The organism is Ancylobacter gelatini (genome assembly GCF_022601675.1).
Classification (GTDB): Bacteria; Pseudomonadota; Alphaproteobacteria; order Rhizobiales; family Xanthobacteraceae; genus Ancylobacter; species Ancylobacter gelatini.
This window is the reverse complement of record NZ_JAKVIL010000010.1, coordinates 13881-35798: the sequence shown is the minus strand read 5'-3', so window position 1 is coordinate 35798 and position 21918 is coordinate 13881. Positions and strand designations below refer to the sequence as shown.

Sequence of the window (21918 nt, the reverse complement as noted above, 5' to 3'; positions counted from 1 at the left end):
GCCTGTCCGCTGAGCAGCGGCCTCACGGGGAACGGCGCTAGCGCCGCTCCCGCCCGGCCCCGAACGCGTTCAACCGCGTGCCGAGGCCGGCCAGCCGGTCATCCTCGACATTGGCGAACGCGACGCGCAGGAAATCCTCCTGCCCCGGCCCGAAGAACGCGCCGGGCAGGGTGAGGATTCCCGCCTCGCGCGCCAGCGCCTCCGCCACGGTAAAGCCGTCCTGCGCGAAGGGGTGGCGCAGATAGGCGAAATAGGCGCCGATCGAGGTCAGCTCCCAGCCTTCCGCCTGCGCGATTTCGCCCGTGAACAGCCGCGCGCGGGCGTTGAACTCATGGCGCATGCGCCGACGTGCCGGCAGAAGCTGTTCCACCGCACCCGCAAGCGCGAGCTGCCCGGTGCGCGGGGCGCAGATCTGCAGGCTGTCCATCACCTTGGTGAGCTGTTCGAGGAACGCCGCCCCGCCCGCCAGCGCGCCGATGCGATGGCCCGGCACGGCGTAGGATTTCGAGAAGCTGTAGAGATGCACCAGCACCTCGCGCCAGTCGCCCTGCGCGAACAGGTCGTGCGCCGCCTCGTCATGTCCGTCGGGCAGGAAGTCGCGATAGGTCTCGTCGAGCACGAGGCGGATGCCGGCCTCTTTCGCCAGCGCCGCGAAGGCCGCGATGGTGGCGCGGTCATAGACCGCCCCGGTCGGATTGTTGGGCGTGATCAATACCAGCGCGCGGGTGCGCGGGGTGATCAGCGCGCGGGCGTGGCCCACATCCGGCACGAAGCCATTTGAGGCCGCGCAGGGCAGCGGCACCGCGACCATGCCGAGCATGTCGAGCGTCATCTTGTAGTTGAAGTACCAGGGCGTCGGCAGGATCACCTCGTCGCCGGCCTTCGCCAGCGTCATCAGCGTCACGAAGAACGCCTGGTTGCAGCCGGAGGTGATGACGATGTCGTCCGCGCGCACATGGCCGCGATAGGTGCGGGAAATGTCGGCCGCCAGCGCCGCGCGCAGGTCCTCGTCGCCGAGAATGGCCCCGTAGCGCGCCGCTTCCGCCGCCCCGGCCGCCTCCGCGAGCGCGGCGAGCAGTTCCGGCTCCGGCGCGCGGCCGGGGACGGCCTGCGACAGGTTGATCGCCGGCCCGGCGGAGCCGTCATAGGCCGCGAGCCACGCCCAGGCGGCCGGGATCGGCGCGCCTTCGGTGGCGGCGAGCAGCGGGTTCAGCGGATGGAGCGGTGAGGGCATCGCAGGTCTCGGCGGGCAGAGGGACAGGCTCCCCTTTGCCCCGTGGGTCGCGCGCTGTCTACGTCGTTCTGCGCAGGTCGGGTGCCTTGTGCGGCGCGACATTCTCCCGTTTAATCGCGGGCATCGGCCGGCGACAGGGACGTCGCGGCCGGTACGCGGCAAGGAATGCCGGCAGCCCTCTTCCGGGGCCGTCTTTCCTTGCCCTGAAGGACGACGCCGCGGACCTGTAAACGCGGAGACCCTTCATGGATGCCTCGACCTCACCGCTTGATCGCTACCGCATCGCCGCCGAGCCGTTCTACCAGCCGGTGGACAACGAGGTTTCGGTGTTCGAGGCCGCCTGGCAGCATCGCCTGCCGGTGATGCTCAAGGGGCCGACCGGCTGCGGCAAGACCCGTTTTGTCGAGCACATGGCATGGAAGCTCGGCCGGCCGCTGGTCACCGTCGCCGCCCATGAAGACATGACGGCGGCGGACCTTGCCGGCCGCTTCCTGCTCGGACCCGAAGGCACGATGTGGCAGGACGGGCCGCTCACCCTCGCGGTGCGCCATGGCGGCATCTGCTATCTCGACGAGATCGTCGAGGCGCGGCAGGACACCACCGTCGTCATCCACCCGCTCACCGATGCCCGCCGCGTGCTGCCGCTGGAAAAGCGGGGCGAACTCATTCATGCGCACCCGGATTTCCAGCTCGTCATCTCCTACAACCCCGGCTACCAGAGCGCGGTGAAGGACCTGAAGGAATCCACCAAGCAGCGCTTCATCGCGCTGGATTTCGACTATCCCGAGCCGGTGCTGGAAGCGGGGATCGTGGCGCGCGAGGCCGGCACGGACACGGAGCTGGCCGGGCTTCTGGTCACCATCGCCGGCTGCACGCGCCGTCTGCGGGGACAGGGGCTCGACGAGGGCGCCTCGACCCGGATGCTGATCCATACCGGGCGCCTCGTCGCCGGTGGCGTGCCGCTGGAGATGGCGGTGCGGGCCGGGATCATCCTGCCGATCACCGACGACGCCGATGTCCGCGAGACGCTGGGCGCGGCGATCTCCGCCTGCCTGCCATGACCCTTCCGACCGCCAGCCTTCCCACCCTGAACCTCGCCGCCCCGGCGCCATCGGCAGCCACGCCGTTCGGCGACGAATTGCGGCGCCAGATGCACGGGCGGGCGCTGCTGCGTGCCTCGTTCGAGGAGACATGGCAGGCGCTGCGGCGGCGGTACGAACCGGCGGCGCTGGAGCCGTGGGCAACCGGCGTGCTGGAACTGGCGAAGGTGAATGCCGGGCCGGGGTGCCTGCTGGCGTTCTGGCGTGCCAGCGTCACGCTCGGGCGGAGGCTGCCGCCGGATGCGCTGGGCGCGGCTGGGCTGGGCGCGGCTGGGCTCGCCGCCGCGAATGTCTGCCGTGCGGCCGGTGCGCCGGCGGCGCTGGCGGTGATCGAGGCCTTCGAGCGGATCGCGGAGCGGCTCGATGCCGAGGCGCAGCGCCGCTGGTGGACGATGATGACGGCGACCGCCCAGGGCGCGCCGGACGAGATCGCGCTGTTCGCCGGGCATATGCCGACCCTGCTGGCGAGGGGCAGCCTGGCCGAGGTCGAGGCCTTCGCCACCGCCGGACGGCGCGCGGCGGGCCGGGACCGCGCGCGGCGCCGGGCGTTCTTCGCGCTGGAGGACCCGCTGTCGCGCCGGCTGCTGGCGCGCATGGGCGCCGGTCCGGGCTTCGCCGAACTGGAAGTCGGGCTGCGGCGCCTGCTCGCCGCGCTGTGGGGTGACCGTCCGGGCTTCCCGCCCAGCCTCCAGCCATTGCCGGTACCCGAGATTGGCGATGCGCCCCGCCGTGCCAACATTGCCGGCCCGGTGATCCGCCTGCCGGAAGTGTTTTCCGGTGTGACGGGCGCGGCCTCGCACGCGCTTTACCGCGCCGCCAGCGCCCATGCCGGGGCGCATCTGGCTTATGGCGGGCCGCGCTTCACGCTTGGCAAGGTGAAGCCGGTACAGATGGCCTGCATCAACCTGATCGAGGACGCGCGGATCGAGACTCTGGCCATGGCGCGCTTTCCCGGCCTGCGTCGGCTCTGGGCGCCGTTCCATGTCACTGCCCCTTCGGCCGAGCCGCTGGCGGCCCTGCTGCTGGCGCGGATCGCCCGCGCGCTGTTCGACCCCGGCTATCAGGATCCCGATGCGCTGATCGCCAAGGCGCGGGCGCTGTTCGCCGAGCGAAGCGACCGGCTCGATGACCCGGCGCTCAGCTTCGACATCGGCACCCGGCTCGCCAATGATCTCGGCCAGCGCCGCATCCGCTTCGACGCGCGCGGCCATGTGGTGGAGCCGGCCTATCGCGATGACGGGCTCGGACTGTGGGATTTCGGCGAGGAGAATGCCGAGCGGACGGAGGAGGTCGAGCTTGCGGTCGACGCCGCGCGGATCGAGCGCCGCGAGGAGGAGAACGCCCCGCAGCCGCCCGAAGCTGCGCCGCAACCCGAGCCGACCGGGCGCGCCCGCCCCGCCCCGGCGGATGAGCGCGGGCGCATCGTCGCGCGCTATCCCGAATGGGACGCGCAAGCCGGGCTGGAGCGGGCGGACTGGACCACGCTGCGTGAGGTCGAGCCGGCGCTCGGCGATCCGCGCACGCTGGCGCGGGCGCTGGAGCGCGCCGGACCGTTGCGCGCGCGGATCGCCCGGCTGGTGCGTGCCGCCAAGGTCGGGCGCGCGGTTCGGCTGAAGCGGCAGGTCGAGGGGCATGCGCTCGACCTCGACGCGGCGATCGAGGCCGCGGTGAGCCGGCGGGTTGGCGAGACGCCGGATGAGCGGGTCTTCACCGCATCCGCGCTGCGCCAGCGCGATCTTGCGGTGCTGGTGCTGCTCGACACCTCCGAATCCACCCGTGAGCGGCTGCCGGACGGCGCGAGCGTGCTCGACATCGAGAAGCTTGCGGTGGCGATGCTGGCCGAGGCGATGGCGGGACTGGGCGATGAGATGGCGCTCGCCGCTTTCGCCTCCGCGGGCCGCGACGATGTGCGCTACATCCATGTAAAGCGCTTCACCGAGCGCTATAGCGAGGATGGCGCCGCGCGGCTCGCCGGGTTGCAATCCGGCCTGTCGACCCGGCTCGGGGCGGCGCTGCGGCATGCGGGCGAGGAGATCGCCGGGGTGCGGGCGTTCCGCAAGCTCATTCTGGTGCTGACCGATGGCGAGCCGTCCGACATCGATGTCGACCGCCCGTCCGATCTGGTCGCTGATGCGCGCCGGGTGGTGCTGGGCTTGCGCGCGCGCGGCATCGACACTTTCGGCGTGACGCTCGACCCCGGCGGTGTCGGCTCTGGCGCGGCGATCTTCGGCACGACCAACACCATGCCGGTGCGCCGTATCGACGATCTGCCGATGCGGCTGTCCGAACTCTATTTCCGGCTGGCGCGGCGGTGATGAGCGCCGCGCCGCCGTGGCGTCAGGAGGCGAGCAGTTCCTTGAGCTGGGCGTCCAGCCACTTCACGTCTTCCGGGTTGGTTCCCGGTCCGCCGGCAAAATGCCCCCATACCGACGGCATGGGCAGCAGGGTGGCGTTCGGCATGTTGGCGACCTCGAACTCGCTGTCTTCCGGGGGGAAATACAGGTCGGTCTGGCCCGGCATGACCAGCGCCTTGGCCTTGATGGCGCCGAGTGCGGCCTTGAAGTCGCCCTTGTAGAGCTCGTTGGCGCTGATGTCGCCGTTCTGCCAGGTCCACAGCATGGTCAGCAGGTTGTTGGCGTCCTTGGGCAGGAAGAAGCCTTCCCAGAAAGCGACGAGGAAGTCCTCCAGCGAGGAATAGCCGAGCGCCTCGATGTCGAGCTTCTGGCGATAGAAGGTCTGTGAGAAGCCCCAGCCGGCATAGACCCGGGCGGCGGCGCGCAGGCCGCGTGCCGGCTTGGCGGTGTACCAGCCCTCGTTCCACGCCGCGTCGGCGGTGAGCGCAGCCTTCACGCCTTCGAGGAACACGAAATTGTGCCGCGAGCATTTGGCCGAGCCGCAGAACGGCGCGATCAAATCCATCATGTCGGGATATTGCGCGCCCCACTGGAAGGTCTGCAGCGCGCCCATCGACCAGCCGGTGACGAGGCGGATGTGCTCGATGCCGAACTGCTCCGTCACCAGCTTGTGCTGCGCCTTCACGTTGTCATAGGCGGTGACCTTGGGAAAGCGCGGGCCGTTATAGGGCTCGGGCATGTTGCTGGGCGAGGAGGACAGGCCGTTGCCCAGCATGTTCGGGATGATGATGAAGTACTTGGCCGGGTCGAGCGCCATGCCCTCGCCGACCAGCCATTCATTCTCGTAATGCTGGCCGGAGTACCAGGTCGGATAGAGGATCACATTGTCCTTGGCCGCGTTCAGCGTGCCGAAGGTCTTGTAGGCGAGCTTGGCGTCGCGGAGCGTGGCGCCGCCCTGCAGGACGAGATCGCCGAGGTCGAAGGTGCTGTAGTCGAGGCTCATCGTAGGTTCCCCCTTAGGCGTGGTGGTTGGACAAGGTTCCGGCACCGCGCGGGGCACGGTGCCGGTTGTACGAAGGCCGGCGGGCGTTACGCCGGCTGGACCGCACGGGTCGCGAAACCGCACAGCGCCCAATAGGCGATGCCGGCCACCACCGCCGCGGAGATCGCGGTGGACAGGCCGGGCGCGAAATGTTCGACCGCGAAGGCGACGACGGAGCCGATCGCCCAGGCGACGAAGGCACGGGGCTTCCAGTCCGCCGGGATGTCGGCGGGGCGGGAGACATAGGTGTCGACAAGAATGATGGCGCCGATCGGCGGCACGATGATGCCGAGCAGCGACAACCAGGCGATGAAGAACGCCCACACATTGCCGGCCGCGATCGCGATGCCGATCACGCCCAGCACCACGGCCATCACGCGCATATGCGTGCCGGTGATGCGGGACCAGCCGGTGGCCGCGTTGTAGAGGCAGTGCGAGCACACCGAACCGAGGTTGAGATAGAGGAAGACGAAGGCCAGCACGCTCAGCCAGCCGATCTGCATCGTGTTCATGTAGCCGAACATATTGTCGGCGCCGAACGGGTTGGCATCGGGCACCGCCAGCGCCGCCGTCATCACGCCGCCCACCAGCATCGCGACCAGGTTGGCGACCGGGAAGGCGCTGAACGTCGCGATCAGCGAGGCGGCGGGGGTGCGGGCCCAGCGGTTGAAATCGGCCGACACCGTGCCCGCGTCGATGAACAGCGCGATCACCACCGTCAGGCCGACACCCATGGACATGGTGGCGACACCGTTATTGCCGGGATAGGCGAGGATCGCCTCCCAGCTCGTGGTTGAGGCCGCGTGCAGCGCCACCCAGCCGCCGAGCACCACGAAGAGCGGCACCGAGACGATGCCGATCCAGTGCAGGCCCTTCACGCCGACGAAGGTGATGCCGATATAGAGCACGCCGGCGAGGATGGTCATGCCGACATAGCTCAGCCCGTAGGTCGAGCTGACCAGCGCCCCGGTAATGCCGGTCTGCACGGCGTACCAGCCGAGCAGCAGGGTCGACAGCAGGCCGGAGGCCAGCATGTACCCCTTGCGGCCGAAGATCTGGCTGGCGATCAGCGCGAAGTTCATGCCGGTGCGCGCGCCGATATGGCCGAGCGCCCCGACATAGACCAGCATGAACAGGTTGCCGAGGATCATGGCGGTGAGGGCACGCGAGAAGCCCATGCCGAGCACCAGAAGCGAGCCGGTCATGGCGCCGGTGATGATCATCGGGAAGCCTGCCCAGACCATGGTGACCGAGAAGGTGCTGTGGCGGGCACCGGGCGGCACCGGCTCGTGTTCGTACTCGCTGCCGAGCAGGTGCTCGATCTGCTCTTCCGATTCCTGTAAGGAGGTGGCGGTCTTATGGTCCATGTCGGATGTTCCGTTGCTGACGGGATGGGATGTGGCGCGACCGAAGACACACCCGTCCCGCTGCAACGGGGCGGGTGTGTCACCTCTGCTGCGTGCGAAGGCCTAGCGATGCGTGGTCGACTGGTTCGGAATGCCGTCGATCGGGCATTCCTCGGTGCCCACCGTCGGGCGCGTGAAGGATTCCACCATCTCCCGCGTGCCTTCGGGATCGGTGATCCACTTCTTGTAGAAGTCGTAGGGGCAGGCGGCCACGCCCTTGTCGCCGTCGCCGGAATTGATCATCCCAGTGTAGCCGCGATGGACCAGCTTGAAGAGGTGGTTCTCCGACTGCATGTTCTTGCGCGCGTCGCGGATCAGCGAGGTGGAGAGCGCGGCGTACTGGATGCCGTAGTCCTCCTCGCCGCATTCGCCCATGGTGCGCCCGTCGAAGCCGACGATCGCCGAGTGGCCGAAATAGGAATACACGCCGTCGAAGCCGGAGGCATTGGCCACTGCCACGTAGCAATTATTGGCCCAGGCCATGGCCTTTGCCATCAGGATCTGCTGGTCCTTAGCCGGGTACATATAGCCCTGGCAGCGCACGATCAGCTCGGCCCCCTTCATCGCGCAGTCGCGCCAGATTTCGGGATAGTTGCCGTCGTCGCAGATGATCAGCGAGACCTTGAGCCCCTTCGGGCCGTCCGAGACATAGGTGCAGTTGCCGGGATACCAGCCCTCGATGGGCACCCAGGGCATGATCTTGCGATATTTCTGCACGATCTCGCCCTGGTCGTTCATCAGGATCAGCGTGTTGTAGGGCGCCTTGTTGGGGTGCTCCTCGTGCTGCTCGCCGGTGAGCGAGAACACGCCCCAGACCTTGGCCTTGCGGCAGGCCTCGGCGAAGATCTCGGTCTCGTCGCCGGGAATGGTCGAGGCCGTCTCGTACATCTCCTTGGAATCGTACATGATTCCGTGGGTCGAGTATTCCGGGAAGATCACGAGATCCATGCCCGGCAGGCCGACCTTCATGCCGACCACCATGTCGGCGATCTTGCGGGCGTTGGCGAGCACCTCGGCCTTGGTGTGCAGGCGGGGCATCTTGTAGTTCACCACCGCCACGCCGACGGTGTCTTTGCTGCTGGAAACGTCGCCATGATACATCGGCTGTTCTCCTCAGGCCGGCGTCGCGCGGCGGGGGTCACACCGCGCGGCCGGGTCATTTTGCTGGAAAGGGCGAATTTTCTTGCGGCCGGAACTGGCGTTCCGTCCGGGGGGCTTGCCGGCGTCAGGGCTTCGCGGACAGCGCCGTCGCGCGGAGGCCCAAACGCAAAAAAGCCCGGCAGGCCCCTTGTGGGAGCCTTTCCGGGCTACAGCGCCAGACCCGCTCAACATCCTTGGTGAGCGGGGATGACGTTTCCGCAGGCATTGCCTCGAAAACGTCCAGAAGCGATCTAATCACCCCGCGCGCGGAAGTTCAAGAGGTCATTGGCGTTGATGATCGCGACCGCCAGTTCTTCCATCGAGACGCGCTTGGCCATGGCCTGCCGGCGCAGGCTCTGATAGGCCTCCTCCTCGCCGAGCCCCTGGCCTTCCATGAGAATGGTCTTGGCCTTCTGGATCTTCTGGATGCCGGTGAGCTTGCGCTCCAGCTTCTTGAGCCGGCGCGCGGTCTCCTCGCGCTCCATCCACAGGCTGCGGGCGATGGTGAGGTTGGTCAGCAGGCCGAACGGGCGGATCGGGCGTTCCACCACCGCCACGGCGCCGGATTCCAGCACGAGCTGCAGCGTGGACGGATTCTCATAGCCGACGATGGCGATGATCGTCGGGCGGGTCTCCGGCGCGCTCTTGAACAGTTTCTGGATCGGCACGCGCGCGTCCTGCTCGATGGCGAGCAGCACGATGTCGGCGTTCTGCGGCCATTCCGGCGGCACCGGCCAGGTGTTGTCCACCATGCAGCCGATACGGCGCAGGTGCTCCACCAGCCCGGCGCGCTCCTCGTCCGGCGGATGGATGACGTGGAGCCTGAGACCGCGCAGGTCCTTCAGGATTTGAATGCCCATGCTGGCGCTTCCCTGTTCCCGGCGTCAGACAGGGGCGACGGCGAGGCCGTCGGCGGACCAGTCGTCGAGGCTCTGCACCACGCAATAGGGATCGGGCTTCACCCGCATGCCGGGGTTCCAGACCACCTGGAACCGGCCCTGCGCGTCGACCCGGCCGACGCGAGGCCACAGCCAGGTGTGGTTGGTCTCGCCATCGATCCGAACCCGGCCCTGCGGCGCGTCGAACTCGGCGTCGCGCAGTTCGGCCAGAATGTCGTCGGGGGCGTCGGAACCGGCGCGGGCCAGCGCGCGCAGGGCGAGGTGCACCTGGAAATAGGCGGCCTCCGCCTCCGCCGTCACCGGCGCGTCCGCGCCGTTGCGGGCCTTGAAGGCGGCTACGAAACGCCGGGCGGCGGGGGTCGCCAGCGTTTCGAAGAACGGCGCGGCTGTGATGTGGCCGGCCGCGGCCGCCGCCCCCATCAGCGCGATTTCGGCCTCCGACGTGGTGAGGCTGGCGATCGGCATCTTCGCCGGATCAAAGCCGGCGGCATGATAGGCCTGGTAGAGGCTGGCCGTGCCGGCGCCGACCACGGTCGAGAAGATCACGTCGGGTTCGGTCTTGGCGATGCGGGCGATGACCTTGTCGATCTCGGCGGCCGAGGGCTCCAGCGGGATATAGATCTCGTCGAGCACCCGGCCGTCCGACTGGGTGACGAAATCGGTCATGATCCGGTTCGACTCATAGGGGAACACATAGTTCGAGCCGACCAGCAGGAAGCGGTTGCCATAGGTGCCCAGCAGGTATTTCGCGAGCTGGATCGCGTTCTGGTTGGGCGCCGCGCCGGTGTAGACGCAGTGGCGCGAATATTCGAAGCCCTCATAGAGCGTGGGGTAGAACAGCAGCCCGCGCAGCGCTTCCACCACCGGCAGCACGGCCTTGCGGGCACTGGACATGTAGCAGCCGAAGATCAGCCGCACGCCGTCCTCGTCGAGCAGCCGTGCGGCGAGCTGGCCGTACTGGCGCGGCGTCGAGGCGGGGTCGTAGACCACGGCCTCCACCTTGCGGCCCAGCACGCCGCCGGCGGCGTTGATCTCATCGATCGCCAGCAGCGTGCCGCCGAGCTGCGAGCGCTCGACATCGCGGGTGACGCCGGTCTGCGAGAACAGCACGCCCACCCGCCAGGGCTGGGCGGTGGTGGAATCAGGGACGGGGATCATCGGCACGCGAAACCTCGAACAGCGGACGGCTCCCCGTTTTGCCCCCGCGCCGCGGCGCGCGCAATGGCGGAGCGTCGTATCCCCCTGCCGGGTGCGGCCTCAGACGCCGAAGCGTTCGGCGATCTCGCTGCGGGCGCTGGTCAGGATTTCCTGCGAGAGTTCGGGATCGCTCGCCGCAACCGCGCGCGCCATGGTGAGCGCGCCCACCATCGCGGCGAAAATCGCGACTGCCCGGCGGCGGCGCTCGGGTGAGGGCTCGCCGGGCAGGCGATGCTCGATGGCCTGGAGAAAGCCCTCCACGCCTTCGGTGTAATCTTCCCGAAGCGGAACGCCCCGCGCGGCCTCACCCGCAAGCGCCGAGACCGAGCAGCCGCGCGCCGGGTTGTCGCGGTGCTCGATTGAGAGATAGCCGTCGATGATGCGTTTCAGCTCGGGCATCTGTTCCCAGCGCGCCAGGCTCTGCGCGCACGCTTCGCGGCAGGCCTCGCTCGCCAGCTCGTCCTTGGAGCGGAAGTGGCCGTAGAAGGCGCCATGCGTGAGGCCGCTCGCCTGCATGATCTCGGCGACGCCGACATCACCCACGCCGCGTTCCCGGAACATCCGAGCGGCGGTCTCCAGAATGGTGCGCCGATGTTCAGCGACCTTTTCCCGTGTCACCCGCAAGAGGGTCTTCCTTCCGACAGAGACAGTGCATGGCTATCCCATAACCCGGCTGGAAGGATTTTTGCTGATCCAGATCAGAAATTGATGGCGATCGTGCCCCTTGCGGGAAGGAAAGGCGGCCGATGATCAATCCCAGGTCGGGGCAAGGCCCGCCGGGTTGACGATGCGGCCATCCGGTCGTGCCAGCCCATGGATCGCCGCCATCTCGCCGGCGGTCAGCTCAAAGTCAAAGATCGCGGCGTTCTCAGTGACGCGGGCCTCGCTCACCGTCTTGGACAGCGCGACCACTCCCTCCTGCTGCACGACCCAGCGCAGCACGACCTGCGCGACGCTGCGGCCATGGGCGGCCGCGATCTCCTTCAGCACCGGCTCGTCGAACACCCGGCCGTCGGCCATGGCGTAATAGGCGGTAACCGACATGCCGGCGGCGCGGGCGGCCGATATCACGCGGCTCTGGTCGAGATAGGGGTGGTACTCGACCTGATTGGTGACCAGCGGCGCCGCGCTCAAGCTTGCCGCCTCCGCCATCAGCGCGGTGGAGAAATTGCTGACGCCGATGTGGCGCACCTTGCCGGCACGCACAACCTCGTTCAGCGCCGCGACCGGCTCGGCGAGTGCGGCACCTGCCGGCCAGTGCAGCAGCAGCAGGTCGACATAATCGGTGCGCAGTTTCGTCAGGCTCTCATCGACCGAGGCGATCAGCGCGTCATGGCCGTATTTGTCGACCCACACCTTGGTGGTGAGAAAGATATCGGCGCGCTTCACGCCGGACGCCTCGATCCCCTCGCCGACTTCGGCCTCGTTGCCGTAGATCTGCGCGGTGTCGATGTGCCGGAAGCCGGCCTTGAGCGCCGCCGGCACGATGCGCCGCGTGTCCGGTCCGGAGACGCGGAAGGTGCCGAAGCCGAGCGCGGGAATGCGGGCGCCATTGGCGGTGACGATGTGGTCCATGAAAGGCTCCTTGAAAAAATAGTTGGGCGGAGGGATCACGCGGGGCTCAGCGCGGGGGCGGCGCGGCGGTCGAGCACGCCGCTCCAGATGGTGAGCCCGAGCGCGCCGGCAACCAGCACGGCACCGATAGCCGGTGTGGCGATCAGGCCCAGCGGGGAGGCGACGACCAGCCCGCCGATCCAAGCGCCGAGCGCGATGCCGAGATTGAACGCGGCGATGTTGAGCGCCGAGGCGACATCCACCGCGCCCGGCCGGTGCTTCTTCGCCAGCTCGACCACATAAATCTGCAGCCCCGGCACATTGGCGAAGGACAGGAAGCCGAGCGCGGCGAGGGTGGCGAGCGTCCAGCCCGGCGAGATCGCGGTGACGCTGAAAAGGGCGAGCACCAGCGCCTGGAGCGCGAACAGCACGGTGAGCGCGCGGACCGGATCGCGGTCGGCGATGCGCCCGCCGATCAGGTTGCCCGCCGCGATGGCGAGGCCGTACAGCACCAGTATCAGGCTGACGCTGGAGGCGGCGAAGCCGGTGACGTGTTCGAGGATCGAGGCGAGATAGGTGAAGGCGACGAAGGTGCCGCCATAGCCGAGCGCGGTCATGGCGAACACGATGAGCAGCCGGCCCGAGCCCAGCACGCGAACCTGGTCGATCAGCCGGGCCGGGGCGGCGCGGGTGAGGTTCGAGGGCAGCAGCGCGGCGATGGCGAGGAAGGCGATGACGCCCAGCCCCGACACCGCCCAGAAGGTGGCACGCCAGCCGAAGCTCTGCCCGATGAAGGTGCCGAGCGGCACGCCGGTGACGATGGCGACCGTCAGCCCCATGAACATCAGCGCGATCGCCGAGGCGCGCTTGTCCGGCGCAACGAGGTCGGCGGCGATGGTGGCACCGACCGAGAAGAACACGCCATGGGCAAAGGCGGAGAGCACGCGCGCCACCAGCAGCGTCTCATAGGACGGGCTGAGCGCGGCGGCGGCGTTGCCGACGACGAACAGCGCCATCAGTCCGAGCAGCAGCGGCTTGCGCTCGATCTTCCCGGTGAGCGCGGTCAGCACCGGCGCGCCGAAGGTGACGCCGAGCGCATAGACGCTCACGATGAGGCCGGCGAGCGGCAGGGTGATGTGACGGTCCGCCGCCACGGTGGGCAGCAGGCCGACAATGACGAATTCGGTGGTGCCGATGGCATAGGCGGCGATGGTCAGCGCGAACAGCGCCGCAGGCATCCGGGTTGGCGACATGGCAAGGATTCTCCGCGCGCCGTCGGCCTTCTCAGGCCCGGCGTCACAATGAGGTTGATTGGGTTGAGGCGAATATGCGCGGCGCCGGCTTGCGCGATAAGCCGCCTTGGTGGACCAATGATTGTGAATTGATTTCACAGATCGCGGGGGCAAGGGCGCCATGGACAATCGCGCGGGCGAAATGCAGGTGCTGGTGGAAGCGGCGGACCGGGGCAGTTTCTCGGCGGCGGGCCGGCGGCTCGGCCTCTCCCCCTCTGCGGTGAGCAAGCTGATCGCGCGGCTGGAGGAGCGCCTTGGTGCGCGGCTGCTGATGCGCTCCACCCGCGCCATCGTACTCACCCCCGAAGGCGAGGCTTATGTCGGGCGGGCGCGGCGCATTCTCGGGGAGATCGAGGAGGCCGAGCGCTTCATCACCGCTGGCGCCGCCGCAACCCCGCGCGGCAAGCTGCGGGTGAGCGCGACAGTGGGTTTCGGCGAGCGCTGCCTGGTGCCGTTGATCCCCGACTTCCTCGCGCTCTATCCCGAAATCGAGCTCGACCTGTCGCTGACCGACGAGGTGATCAACCTCGTGGCCGAGCGGGCGGACATCGCGCTGCGGGCGGGGCCGATGCGCGATTCAACGCTCAAGGCGCGCAAGATCCTGGAGAGCCGGCGCGTCATCGTCGCCTCGCCGGACTACCTCACCCGTCGTGGCACGCCGACATCCCCTCACGACCTCGCCCGGCACAACTGCCTGCGCTTCAATTTCCGCCGCGCCATGGACGACTGGCCATTCATCGAACCGGCGACCGGCGCGAGCTACGCATTGTCGGTGTCAGGCAATCTCGAAGGCAATAGCGGCTCCATGGTGCGCCGGCTGGCGCTGGACGGCCTCGGCCTCGCGCGCATCGCCCGCTATGTCGCGGAAGACGACATAGCGGAGGGGACGCTGGTGCCGGTGCTGGAGGAGTTCAACGGCGGCGACATCGAACTGCTGCACGCGGTATTCGTCGGCCATGACTATCTCGCCGGGCGCATTCGCGCCTTCGTGGATTTCCTCGCGGCGCGGATCGGAAAGCAGCCCGGCCCCATGTGAGGGTTAGATACGTTGAGGACCGGGCTGCTTGTCAGGCGAATGCCTTGAGATAGGCGCGGGCCGGGGTCGAGGGGCGGCCGGCGAGCCGCTCCACATCGCCGGAGACCTGCGCATATTCGCCGGCGCCGAGCGCGGCATAGAAGCTGGCGACGCCGCTGGCCACCCAGTCCGGCAGGCCCATGGCGAGGAACTGGTCCTCGAACGCTTTCACCGGCACGTCGAGCGCGTCCACCCTGCGGCCGGTCAGTTCGGTGAGCAGGGCCGCGAGGTCGACCGCGCTATAGGCCGCCGAACCGGCAATCTCATAGATCTTGTTGTCATAGCCAGTGCCGGTGACGGCGGCGACCAGCGCGTCAGCCACATCGTCGTGGCTGACATAGGCGACCTTGGCCTCGATGCCGGGGAAGGGCAGAACGCCGTTCTTCACCGCATCGGCGAACAGCGGGTCGTTGTTCGCGAAGTATGAATTGTCGCGCAGGATGGTCCAGGCGAGACCGGACGCCCTCAATTCCGCCTCGGTCGCCTCATGGGCGGCCGCCCAGTCGAACCGGCTGGCGGCGACCGGGTTGGTGGCGCTGGTGTAGACGAGGCGCGTCACGCCGGCGGCCCTGGCGGCCTCGATGGCGTTGTGGTGCTGGCGGATGCGGACCTCGTTCGGGCCCACGCCGGAGATGAGCAGAGCGACGTCGGCGCCGGCGAAGGCGGCCTTCAGGCTGCCGGCATCCTCGTAATCGGCGGCGACGACCTCGAAGCCCTGCTCCGTGCGCGCTGCGAGCTTTTCCGGGGAGCGGACGGCAAGGCGGACCTGCGTGGCGAGGCCGCGCGCGGCGAGCTTGTCGGCGAGGGCGGCGCCCAGCTTGCCGCTGGCGGCGGTGATGACGATCATTGCATGCGTCCCATGTCAGGGCGGCAGCGGTGGAAGAGACTGTCGCCGGTTACTTTATGAGAGTAAGATGCAAATCGTAACCGAGCGCGCAAGAAGGGTTTTTGAAGTGCCTCGGTATGCCGGGAGTAACCGGCACACGCCGTCACGCGTGAGAAAGGGAGAGGCGATGCTGGTCGATCGCGCGACATATGAGCTGCAGGAGCTGTGCCCGATCCGCGACGTGCTGGACCGGATCGGCGACCGCTGGACGGTTCTGGTGCTGAGCGAGCTGGAGGGCGGCACGCGGCGCTTCAGCGTGCTGCGCCGGGCGATCCCGGACATATCCCAGCGCATGCTGGCGCAGACGCTGCGGCATCTGGAGGCGGACGGTCTCGTCCTGCGCACCGTCTATCCGACCATCCCGCCGCGCGTGGATTATGAGCTGACCGATCTCGGCCGTTCGTTGATCGTGCCGCTGCGCGGGCTCATCGCCTGGGCGAACGGGCATCATGAGGCGGTAAAAGCCGCGCGGCGGCGCTATGCGACTGCGCAGGAGGCGGGCGCCGCGCCGCCGGAAAGCGCGCGCGCGGCAGACGTGACGCCGGCTCAGTAATAGCCGAGACGGCGGTTGCGACCGATGACGGCGTTCACGCCCTGCTGGGCGTCCATATTGCCCTGCGCGGCGAGTGCCTTGAAGATGCGGTTCGCCGACTGGATGTCGTTGATGTTGTAGTAGGACCACGCGCGCAGCATCATCAGGTCCTGCTGCTCAGGCGCGATGCGGCTGCGCTCGTCGAGCGCGATGAGCGCCTCGACATAGCGCTCGTCCTTGTAGGCGACCAGGGCCTGCTGGGCGAGCAGGTCGCCGGTGAGCTGCATGGAGCGGCGCGGATTCTGCGGCGCTTCCAGCGAGGCGATCTGTGCCGCATTGGTCATGCCCTTGCGCATATAGGCCAGGGACTTGCCGTAGGCGGCATCCTCGGCATCCTTGGCCGAGCCGTATTTGATGGCGTAGTCGAACTCGCGCACCGCTTCGATCGGACGGTTAAGGTCCATCAGCCGCCAGCCGCGCGCCACCGCCGAGCCGGCCGAACCGCCGCCGCCCGAGGAAGCCGCAGAGGCTGATGAGGAGGCGCGACGCGGGGTCGCCGCGCGCCGGCGTGGCGCGGGAGCGGCGACTTCCTGCCGATACTCGACCGGAGTCACCGCCGGAGCGGCATAGGAGCGCTGGACCGGCTGGTTCGCGGCGGTCGGCACCGGCACGAAGCCCTGATTGGCGAGGCCGGGGGTCTGGACGAAGGGCTGCGCCGCCATCTGCGGCTGGGCCGTCGGTGCATAGGACATCGGGCCGACGGCGGTGCCGGGGGCGACCAGCGGGTTCACGCCCGGGGCCGGGGTGAGATATTGCGGCGTGGGCGTGCGGACATAGCCGCGCGCGGCCGGCTGCACCGGCGTCATCACGCCCAGCGTGTTCATCGGCGGCGGCGTCAGGCGGGCAGCGGCGGCCACCAGCGGATCGGTGAACGAGCCGAGCGCCATGTTCGGCAGGTTCTGCGCCTCGAGCCGCGCCCGCACCACCGGGTCCACCAGCGCCACGATGCGCTCGGAGCGGGGGCCCCAGGTCTGCACGATGGTGTTGAGGCGGGCCATGTCCTGCGTGCGCCAATAGGTCAGCGCCAGGCCATAGGCGGACGGCTCGTCATTGGGGTCCCACTGCAGCGCGGTCTGGAACCAGGCCTGCGCGGTCGGGATCTGCCCGGTATTGTAGGCGTACCAGCCCAGGCCCTGCGCGCCGGGCACGTATTTGTCACGCACCACCACGGGCGAGAAGCGGCTGAGCACGATCTCGTCCAGCACCGGCGGCGGGTCGGCGGTCAGCAGGCTGATGACGACGTCGAGATAGGCCTTGTTGTTCTCGGGCGCCGAATCCTTCCACTCATAGGCGATCGGCTCGGCCTCGAGCGCGCGGCCGAGGAAGTTCAGCGCCAGCACGTAACCTTCGGCAGACTTGGGTCCGCCCTTGCGGTCGAGCGCCAGCTTGAACCATTCGAGCGAACGCGCCGCCTCGTCATGGCGGAACAGGTACCAGCCCAGCAGCAGCGGATCGCCCGGCGCATCGGATTGCTTGGAGAGGGCCTCCATCCGCTTGATGTCGTCGTCGGGAACCGTGAATTCCGGGTTCGCCGCAGCGGCGCCCATGCGGCGGCGGATCAGTTCGTCGCGCAGCGAGGCGAATTCCGGCTTGCCCTCGGCATCCTTGCGCTCCAGCGCCAGCAGGCCCTTGAGCTGGTCGTCGTTCAACAGCGGCATGGCCTTCTGCAGGGTGGCCAGGCGCTCATTGGTGTCGTTGCAATTGGTCAGGATGTAGGTGAAGGCATCGATCGAGCGCGTCATCTGCTCGGTCTTGGCGAAGGCCTCGGCCACCCGCCACAGCAGGTCGATATTCTGGCAGGTCAGCACGGCCGGTGTGTCCGTGGCGAGCCGCAGCACGGTCGACCACTGGCTGGCGTCGGACGCATTGATGAGCCGGCGACGGGTTTCCGATTCGTCGAGCCGGGCGATCAGGTCGGCCGGTGGGTCCCAGGACGGGTCGGCGGCCTGCCGCGCGGCGATGGCGCTGCGCACGTCGCTGTACTTGCCGTCCGTGTAGAGCTTCCACATGTGCTCCAGCTCGGTGTCGGTCTGCGGACCGAACAGATCGGCGGGAGGGGACCAGTCGGGATAGAGCGCGCGCAGGCGGCCGATTTCGGCCTCAAGGCGGCGGGTGTCGCCCTGGGAGGCGAAATAGCGAAGAGCGGTTTCGTCGACCTTGGCGCGGGCCGCGCGGGTCGCGGCGTTGGAACCTGTGGCGGGAGTGGTGCCGGAGCTGCCGGGGAGATCGATTTGCTGAGCAATCGCGGGAACGACGGCGCCCCCGAGCAAGACCAGCAAAGCGGCTCTCTTCAAAGACATCTCGGATATCTCTCCGCTACCAGTGCCCAACTCAACAAGAACAACGTCGACGGGTAATAGAGCGTGGGCTCAAACCGTCGCAGATCCACGGGAATCGGCGCTGAATCCAGCGCGCATGCGAGCGACGCACCGAGCATCCGGTATCCCGGATCGGTGAGTTGCTCCAAGACCTTTCCGGTGGCGATGTCGACGATCGCGGGGCTGCCCCCATTCTCGACCAACCAGCTCCGGCGGTACGATTCCAGTATCTCCGTGTCTCTTATCCCTGCCCGCAAAAGGTAAAGAGATATCCTTAACGAATTGTAACCAAACACGGCGGGGAAGCCCTCCGCCGCCACCACCGACCCCCCAGCCGGTGCCGAAATCCAGTCCGGCTGAAGCTTTGCCGGGCCAAGCTGTGCCTGCCGCAGAAGTTCCAGCCCGGTATTGCTCAAGGTCGGCCAGTCGGTTTCCGGCGCAAGCTGCGCCATCACCGGAAATGTCTCGAAGATCCAGTAGGATAGATTCAGTATAGGGCCGTCTTTGCGGTCCCTGACAGAAAAGCCGGTGACGCCGGGAAGCAAGATGAGGCGGTTTCCGTCGCGTATCACCAGTGCTTTGCCGATCGCGCGCGCGATCTTCTGTGCGCTGTCCAGATAAGGCTGATGCCCCCAGGCGCGGCCGGCCCGCGCCAGAGCATAGGATATCAACAGATCGCCATCGCTCGCAGCGTTGACGTCTGTCACATGAGGCGTCGAATTCGGATCCCAACGCCATGCCACCAGCCCATCGTCGCGAATCAGTAATTCAGTGCGCGTGAAGCTCCAAATACGCTCGAAACCACCTCGGTCGCCAGCTAAAAAAGCCAGCAACATGCCATAACCTTGGCTTTCGCTATGGCTGATGCTGCCATTGGCGGTGTCGATGACCCGTCCGGTCTGGTCGACGAAGGCCGCCTTGTACGCCTCCCACGCCTCCGGGGGGACCGGCGTCGTGGAGTTCTGCGCTTTCACTGGAAGTATCCCGCATGCGAGCAATAGAAAAAGGCTGGCCAGCAGGTTCAACTTCATGTGGGGCGCCCGAGTCGGTGGAGCAGGAAAGTGGTGGCGATGCCGAGGACCATGCCGGTGATCATCAGGATCAGGGCGTAGGGCACGATATTGGTCGAGAACCAGTTGGCCGCGATCATGCGCACATTGGAGAAGCCGAGCGGCTGCGTGATGATGAGCCGGAATGACGCGATGTCGCGCCGTTCCACTTCGCCGCTGGAGGACTGATAGGCGACCGTCTGCCCGCCGATGCGGTTCCACACATTGTCGGAGGTGAAGCGCGGCATGGCGGCGGCCAGCGTCTCGGCCGTGCGGCCGGCGACCAGCGTCCATGTGCTCTCGCCATTGGTGCTGTTGCCCTGGGCCATCAGCACCGAGGTGCGCGGGGGCGGTTCGTAGAGCGTGCGCCGGCCTTCCTGGATGCGCAGCGATTCGAAGCCGATCGAGAAGGTGCGCTGCAGCCAGCCCTCGAAGCCCTCCGCAATCGCATAAAGCCCGCCCTTGCCCTGCACGCTGTCGCGCCAGCGGTCGTACACCTCCGGGGTGTTGGCAAGGTTGGGATGCTCGCTCGGCACGCTCAACTGCGCGGCCGTGCTCTGGCGGCTGCGGAAGCCGGCCAGCACGTTGTCGTAATTCTCGCTGGACGTATCGCCCGAGGCCTCGTCGCCGACCGAGACCACCCAGTTGGCGCGGGTGGATTCGGAAATGCCGACCTGTTCCAGCACGGCGCTGGAAATCTGGTCGATGCCGCCGACGAAGATCGCGTTGCGCTCGCCGAGCGTCACCGAGGCCGGGGAGGCGTCCATCGGCAGCGGCGCGCCGTTGGAGAGCGCGAGGCGCGACATCAGCGTGGCGGCGGCCGAGAGCGTGGCCGAGTCCGGCCGGGCGAGCACCACCGCGACCGGGCTGCCGTCGAGGCTGTAGGGGAAGGCATCGGCGGTGAGCGCCGCGAGATTCGGCACGCGGCCGATCCGGGCGAAGTTGTCCATCGAGAACTCGCTGGAATCGAACAGCACGAAGCGGTTGTCCGCCGGCAGCGTGGCGCCGGGCAGGCAGCGCGCATCCGATTCCGTGTCGAGGATCACTTCCAGGAACAGCCGGTTGATGCCGGGCCGGAAATTGCGGAGCGGCACCTGCATGCGCTGGTGCTCGAACAGCCCGCCGCCGCGCTTGGTGATCGGCAGGTTGGAGGCGATCTGCTGGTTCACATAGAGGTCGACATGGCTGCCCTGGCGCACCACGCCGGTGAAGGCGGCGTCAAGGAACAGCGAGGCATTGCCATAGGCTTCGGCGAAGAAGTCCGGCGGGAGCGCGATCTGGAACTCGGCGCGGAAACGGCGGCCGGAGAATTCCTGCGTGGGAATGCCGAGATCGGAGAAGCGCACCGTGCGCGCGCCGGTGAACAGCGGCGCGTTGGGCGACCACCGGGTCGAGGTGTTCACCGCGTCGGTCTGCTCGATCGAGACATTGTTCAACCGGTCGATGGCGCGGTCGACATCCGAAGCGCTCGGGCCGGAGATCAGCAAGGTGGGGGCGCCGAGGCGCTCATCCTTGACGAAGCTGGTGATCGGACGCTGGCGGGCTTCCGCCGGCACCGAGGCCATGAGGCGCGGCAGTTCGGAAGCCGAGCCGACCACCACGGTCAGCGTGCCCGGAGGCGCCGTGCCGGGCGTGCCGTCGGCGATGACGACGGAGGGATTGGGGAAGAGGCCACGCACCGACAGGCCCTGCACCACGCGCAGCACGCGCGAGGAGCCACCGCCCTCGATCGGACCCGGCGTGACAACACGAATCGTGGTCACGCCCTTCTCGTCGAAGCCCACCGCCGGCAGGCTGTCGAGCCCGCCGACCAGGGCCGGCGCGCCGCCGTCGAAGGTGATGCCGCTGCCCTCATTGTTGATCTCGGTCCACAGCTCATAGGTCGCGGTGACCGCGCAATCGGTGCGGTGGCGCTGGACCACGTCGACGCGGATCAGGTTCGCCCCGGCCCTCAGCGTCCCGCGGCGCATCGGTACCTGCAACCTGGCGGGCTCCTGCGAGGAGGCGAGTGGCGATTCCACGATGGTCTGGCCGTTGATGGTGACGCGGATGCGCGAGGTCTCCGGCATCACCAGAACCGAGTTCAGGTAGCTCAGCAGGAAGCCGCTGGCGCGCTGCGCCTCGTCCTCGGACATGAAGATGGTCCAGGAGCGCGACGAGATTTCGCCGGCGAAGATCATCCGCTGCTGGGGAATGATGAATCGGTCGGGCCGGCTCGGCGGGCGCGGCGTGGTGTCGACCGGCCGGATGGCGGCGCGCGGGGCCGGCTGGCCCGGGCGCATCTGGAACGGATCGACATTCGAGGCCGCCGCCGGCGGGCTGCCGGCGCTGTCGCTCGCCGCCGGGGCGCCGGATGTGCCGCCGCTGACGGCGGGGGCGGGCGCCTGGGTCTGCGCCATCTGCGGGGACGACGGGGTCAGCCCGGTCACCGGAGCCTCAGGCGCGCGCACCGTGGTGGTCGGCGGATTGGCCGCCGTGCCCGGCGAGGAGGTCGCCGGCACGTAATTATAGGTGCCGGCCGTCGAGGGCCGCGCGGTCGGGCTCGCGGGCTCGAGGGGGGCCGGCGTCGCGGCGGCTCCGGTCGAGGTCGAGATCGAGGTCCCGGAGCTGGGCGCGGGGGTGCTGGACGAGCCGCCGGGGAGGGGCGGCGTCATCTGAAACAGCGACCCCGTGCCCTGGCCGGCGGAAATGCCCTGCTGGGCGATGGCCGGACCGAGCGACAGGGACGGGACGGACAGGATCGCCAGCCCGATCGCGGCGATCGAGGAAAGAGCGCGCAT

17 protein-coding genes are annotated in these 21918 nt (G+C 68.2%); 4 read left to right on the top strand and 13 right to left on the bottom strand.

Translation table 11 applies throughout. The features are described 5' to 3' along the window. Positions 1-37: 37 nt before the first annotated feature. Positions 38-1234, bottom strand: coding sequence for an aminotransferase (locus tag MKI84_RS16390; RefSeq protein ID WP_241621322.1), 1197 nt, complete (start codon positions 1232-1234; stop codon positions 38-40). A gap of 245 nt (positions 1235-1479) precedes the next feature. On the opposite strand from MKI84_RS16390, the gene MKI84_RS16385 reads away from it, so the two are divergent. Together MKI84_RS16385 and MKI84_RS16380 are read left to right on the top strand one after the other, a co-directional pair. Further along, positions 1480-2295: a CbbQ/NirQ/NorQ/GpvN family protein gene (locus MKI84_RS16385; RefSeq protein WP_241621320.1), complete on the top strand. Its 816-nt coding sequence runs from the start codon at positions 1480-1482 to the stop codon at positions 2293-2295. Then, the gene (locus MKI84_RS16380; protein ID WP_241621318.1) at positions 2292-4649 is read left to right on the top strand and encodes a VWA domain-containing protein; all 2358 of its coding nucleotides are present in this window, start codon (positions 2292-2294) and stop codon (positions 4647-4649) included. Before MKI84_RS16385 ends, MKI84_RS16380 begins: the two co-directional genes overlap by 4 nt. 22 nt (positions 4650-4671) lie before the next feature. Here MKI84_RS16380 and MKI84_RS16375 read toward each other — a convergent pair whose 3' ends face one another. The 8 genes from MKI84_RS16375 to MKI84_RS16340 form a co-directional block, all read right to left on the bottom strand. Further along, positions 4672-5691 (bottom strand): alpha/beta fold hydrolase, encoded by a 1020-nt coding sequence (locus MKI84_RS16375; RefSeq protein ID WP_241621316.1) that lies wholly within the window; start codon positions 5689-5691, stop codon positions 4672-4674. An 86-nt stretch (positions 5692-5777) separates the two neighbouring features. Next, on the bottom strand, positions 5778-7097 hold the full coding sequence (locus tag MKI84_RS16370) for a purine-cytosine permease family protein (RefSeq protein ID WP_241621314.1): 1320 nt from the start codon (positions 7095-7097) through the stop codon (positions 5778-5780). Between the two features lie 102 nt (positions 7098-7199). Continuing rightward, complete coding sequence (locus tag MKI84_RS16365) at positions 7200-8237, bottom strand: aliphatic amidase (protein WP_241621312.1); 1038 nt, start codon at positions 8235-8237, stop codon at positions 7200-7202. 290 nt (positions 8238-8527) lie between these two features. Then, a complete protein-coding gene (locus tag MKI84_RS16360) occupies positions 8528-9136 on the bottom strand; it encodes an ANTAR domain-containing response regulator (RefSeq protein ID WP_241621310.1) in 609 nt (202 codons plus the stop codon). Between the two features lie 24 nt (positions 9137-9160). Next, entirely contained in the window at positions 9161-10333 is a 1173-nt protein-coding gene (locus MKI84_RS16355) for a transporter substrate-binding domain-containing protein (protein WP_241621308.1), read from the bottom strand. A 99-nt stretch (positions 10334-10432) separates the two neighbouring features. Then, positions 10433-10990 (bottom strand): TetR family transcriptional regulator, encoded by a 558-nt coding sequence (locus MKI84_RS16350; protein ID WP_342593648.1) that lies wholly within the window; start codon positions 10988-10990, stop codon positions 10433-10435. Positions 10991-11122: 132 nt separating this feature from the next. Further along, a complete protein-coding gene (locus MKI84_RS16345; protein ID WP_241621305.1) occupies positions 11123-11947 on the bottom strand; it encodes an aldo/keto reductase in 825 nt (274 codons plus the stop codon). 35 nt (positions 11948-11982) lie between these two features. Continuing rightward, the gene (locus tag MKI84_RS16340; protein ID WP_241621452.1) at positions 11983-13164 is read right to left on the bottom strand and encodes an MFS transporter; all 1182 of its coding nucleotides are present in this window, start codon (positions 13162-13164) and stop codon (positions 11983-11985) included. A gap of 175 nt (positions 13165-13339) precedes the next feature. On the opposite strand from MKI84_RS16340, the gene MKI84_RS16335 reads away from it, so the two are divergent. Next, entirely contained in the window at positions 13340-14254 is a 915-nt protein-coding gene (locus MKI84_RS16335; protein ID WP_241621303.1) for a LysR family transcriptional regulator, read from the top strand. Between the two features lie 31 nt (positions 14255-14285). On the opposite strand, the gene MKI84_RS16330 is transcribed toward MKI84_RS16335, so the two are convergent. Then, positions 14286-15140, bottom strand: coding sequence for an NAD(P)H-binding protein (locus MKI84_RS16330; protein ID WP_241621301.1), 855 nt, complete (start codon positions 15138-15140; stop codon positions 14286-14288). Positions 15141-15306: 166 nt separating this feature from the next. Here MKI84_RS16330 and MKI84_RS16325 point away from each other — a divergent pair, with 166 nt between their 5' ends. Further along, positions 15307-15732 (top strand): winged helix-turn-helix transcriptional regulator, encoded by a 426-nt coding sequence (locus tag MKI84_RS16325; protein ID WP_241621299.1) that lies wholly within the window; start codon positions 15307-15309, stop codon positions 15730-15732. Here MKI84_RS16325 and MKI84_RS16320 read toward each other — a convergent pair. Genes MKI84_RS16320 through MKI84_RS16310 form a run of 3 tightly spaced genes read right to left on the bottom strand, consistent with a single transcriptional unit; the run spans position 15726 to position 21918 of the window. Further along, a complete protein-coding gene (locus tag MKI84_RS16320; protein ID WP_241621297.1) occupies positions 15726-18050 on the bottom strand; it encodes a polyadenylate binding domain-containing protein in 2325 nt (774 codons plus the stop codon). The genes MKI84_RS16325 and MKI84_RS16320 overlap by 7 nt on opposite strands. A gap of 11 nt (positions 18051-18061) precedes the next feature. Beyond that, a complete protein-coding gene (locus tag MKI84_RS16315; protein ID WP_241621295.1) occupies positions 18062-19120 on the bottom strand; it encodes a family 8 glycosyl hydrolase in 1059 nt (352 codons plus the stop codon). Further along, positions 19117-21918 (bottom strand): cellulose biosynthesis cyclic di-GMP-binding regulatory protein BcsB, encoded by a 2802-nt coding sequence (locus tag MKI84_RS16310; RefSeq protein WP_241621293.1) that lies wholly within the window; start codon positions 21916-21918, stop codon positions 19117-19119. The genes MKI84_RS16315 and MKI84_RS16310 overlap by 4 nt, the downstream gene beginning before the upstream one ends.

Coding starts and splice junctions, on each gene's coding strand:
- MKI84_RS16390 (WP_241621322.1), bottom strand. CDS start 1,234: ATGCCCTCACCGCTCCATCCGCTGAACCCGCTGCTCGCCGCCACCGAA.
- MKI84_RS16385 (WP_241621320.1), top strand. CDS start 1,480: ATGGATGCCTCGACCTCACCGCTTGATCGCTACCGCATCGCCGCCGAG.
- MKI84_RS16380 (WP_241621318.1), top strand. CDS start 2,292: ATGACCCTTCCGACCGCCAGCCTTCCCACCCTGAACCTCGCCGCCCCG.
- MKI84_RS16375 (WP_241621316.1), bottom strand. CDS start 5,691: ATGAGCCTCGACTACAGCACCTTCGACCTCGGCGATCTCGTCCTGCAG.
- MKI84_RS16370 (WP_241621314.1), bottom strand. CDS start 7,097: ATGGACCATAAGACCGCCACCTCCTTACAGGAATCGGAAGAGCAGATC.
- MKI84_RS16365 (WP_241621312.1), bottom strand. CDS start 8,237: ATGTATCATGGCGACGTTTCCAGCAGCAAAGACACCGTCGGCGTGGCG.
- MKI84_RS16360 (WP_241621310.1), bottom strand. CDS start 9,136: ATGGGCATTCAAATCCTGAAGGACCTGCGCGGTCTCAGGCTCCACGTC.
- MKI84_RS16355 (WP_241621308.1), bottom strand. CDS start 10,333: ATGATCCCCGTCCCTGATTCCACCACCGCCCAGCCCTGGCGGGTGGGC.
- MKI84_RS16345 (WP_241621305.1), bottom strand. CDS start 11,947: ATGGACCACATCGTCACCGCCAATGGCGCCCGCATTCCCGCGCTCGGC.
- MKI84_RS16340 (WP_241621452.1), bottom strand. CDS start 13,164: ATGCCTGCGGCGCTGTTCGCGCTGACCATCGCCGCCTATGCCATCGGC.
- MKI84_RS16335 (WP_241621303.1), top strand. CDS start 13,340: ATGGACAATCGCGCGGGCGAAATGCAGGTGCTGGTGGAAGCGGCGGAC.
- MKI84_RS16330 (WP_241621301.1), bottom strand. CDS start 15,140: ATGATCGTCATCACCGCCGCCAGCGGCAAGCTGGGCGCCGCCCTCGCC.
- MKI84_RS16325 (WP_241621299.1), top strand. CDS start 15,307: ATGCTGGTCGATCGCGCGACATATGAGCTGCAGGAGCTGTGCCCGATC.
- MKI84_RS16315 (WP_241621295.1), bottom strand. CDS start 19,120: ATGAAGTTGAACCTGCTGGCCAGCCTTTTTCTATTGCTCGCATGCGGG.
- MKI84_RS16310 (WP_241621293.1), bottom strand. CDS start 21,918: ATGCGCGCTCTTTCCTCGATCGCCGCGATCGGGCTGGCGATCCTGTCC.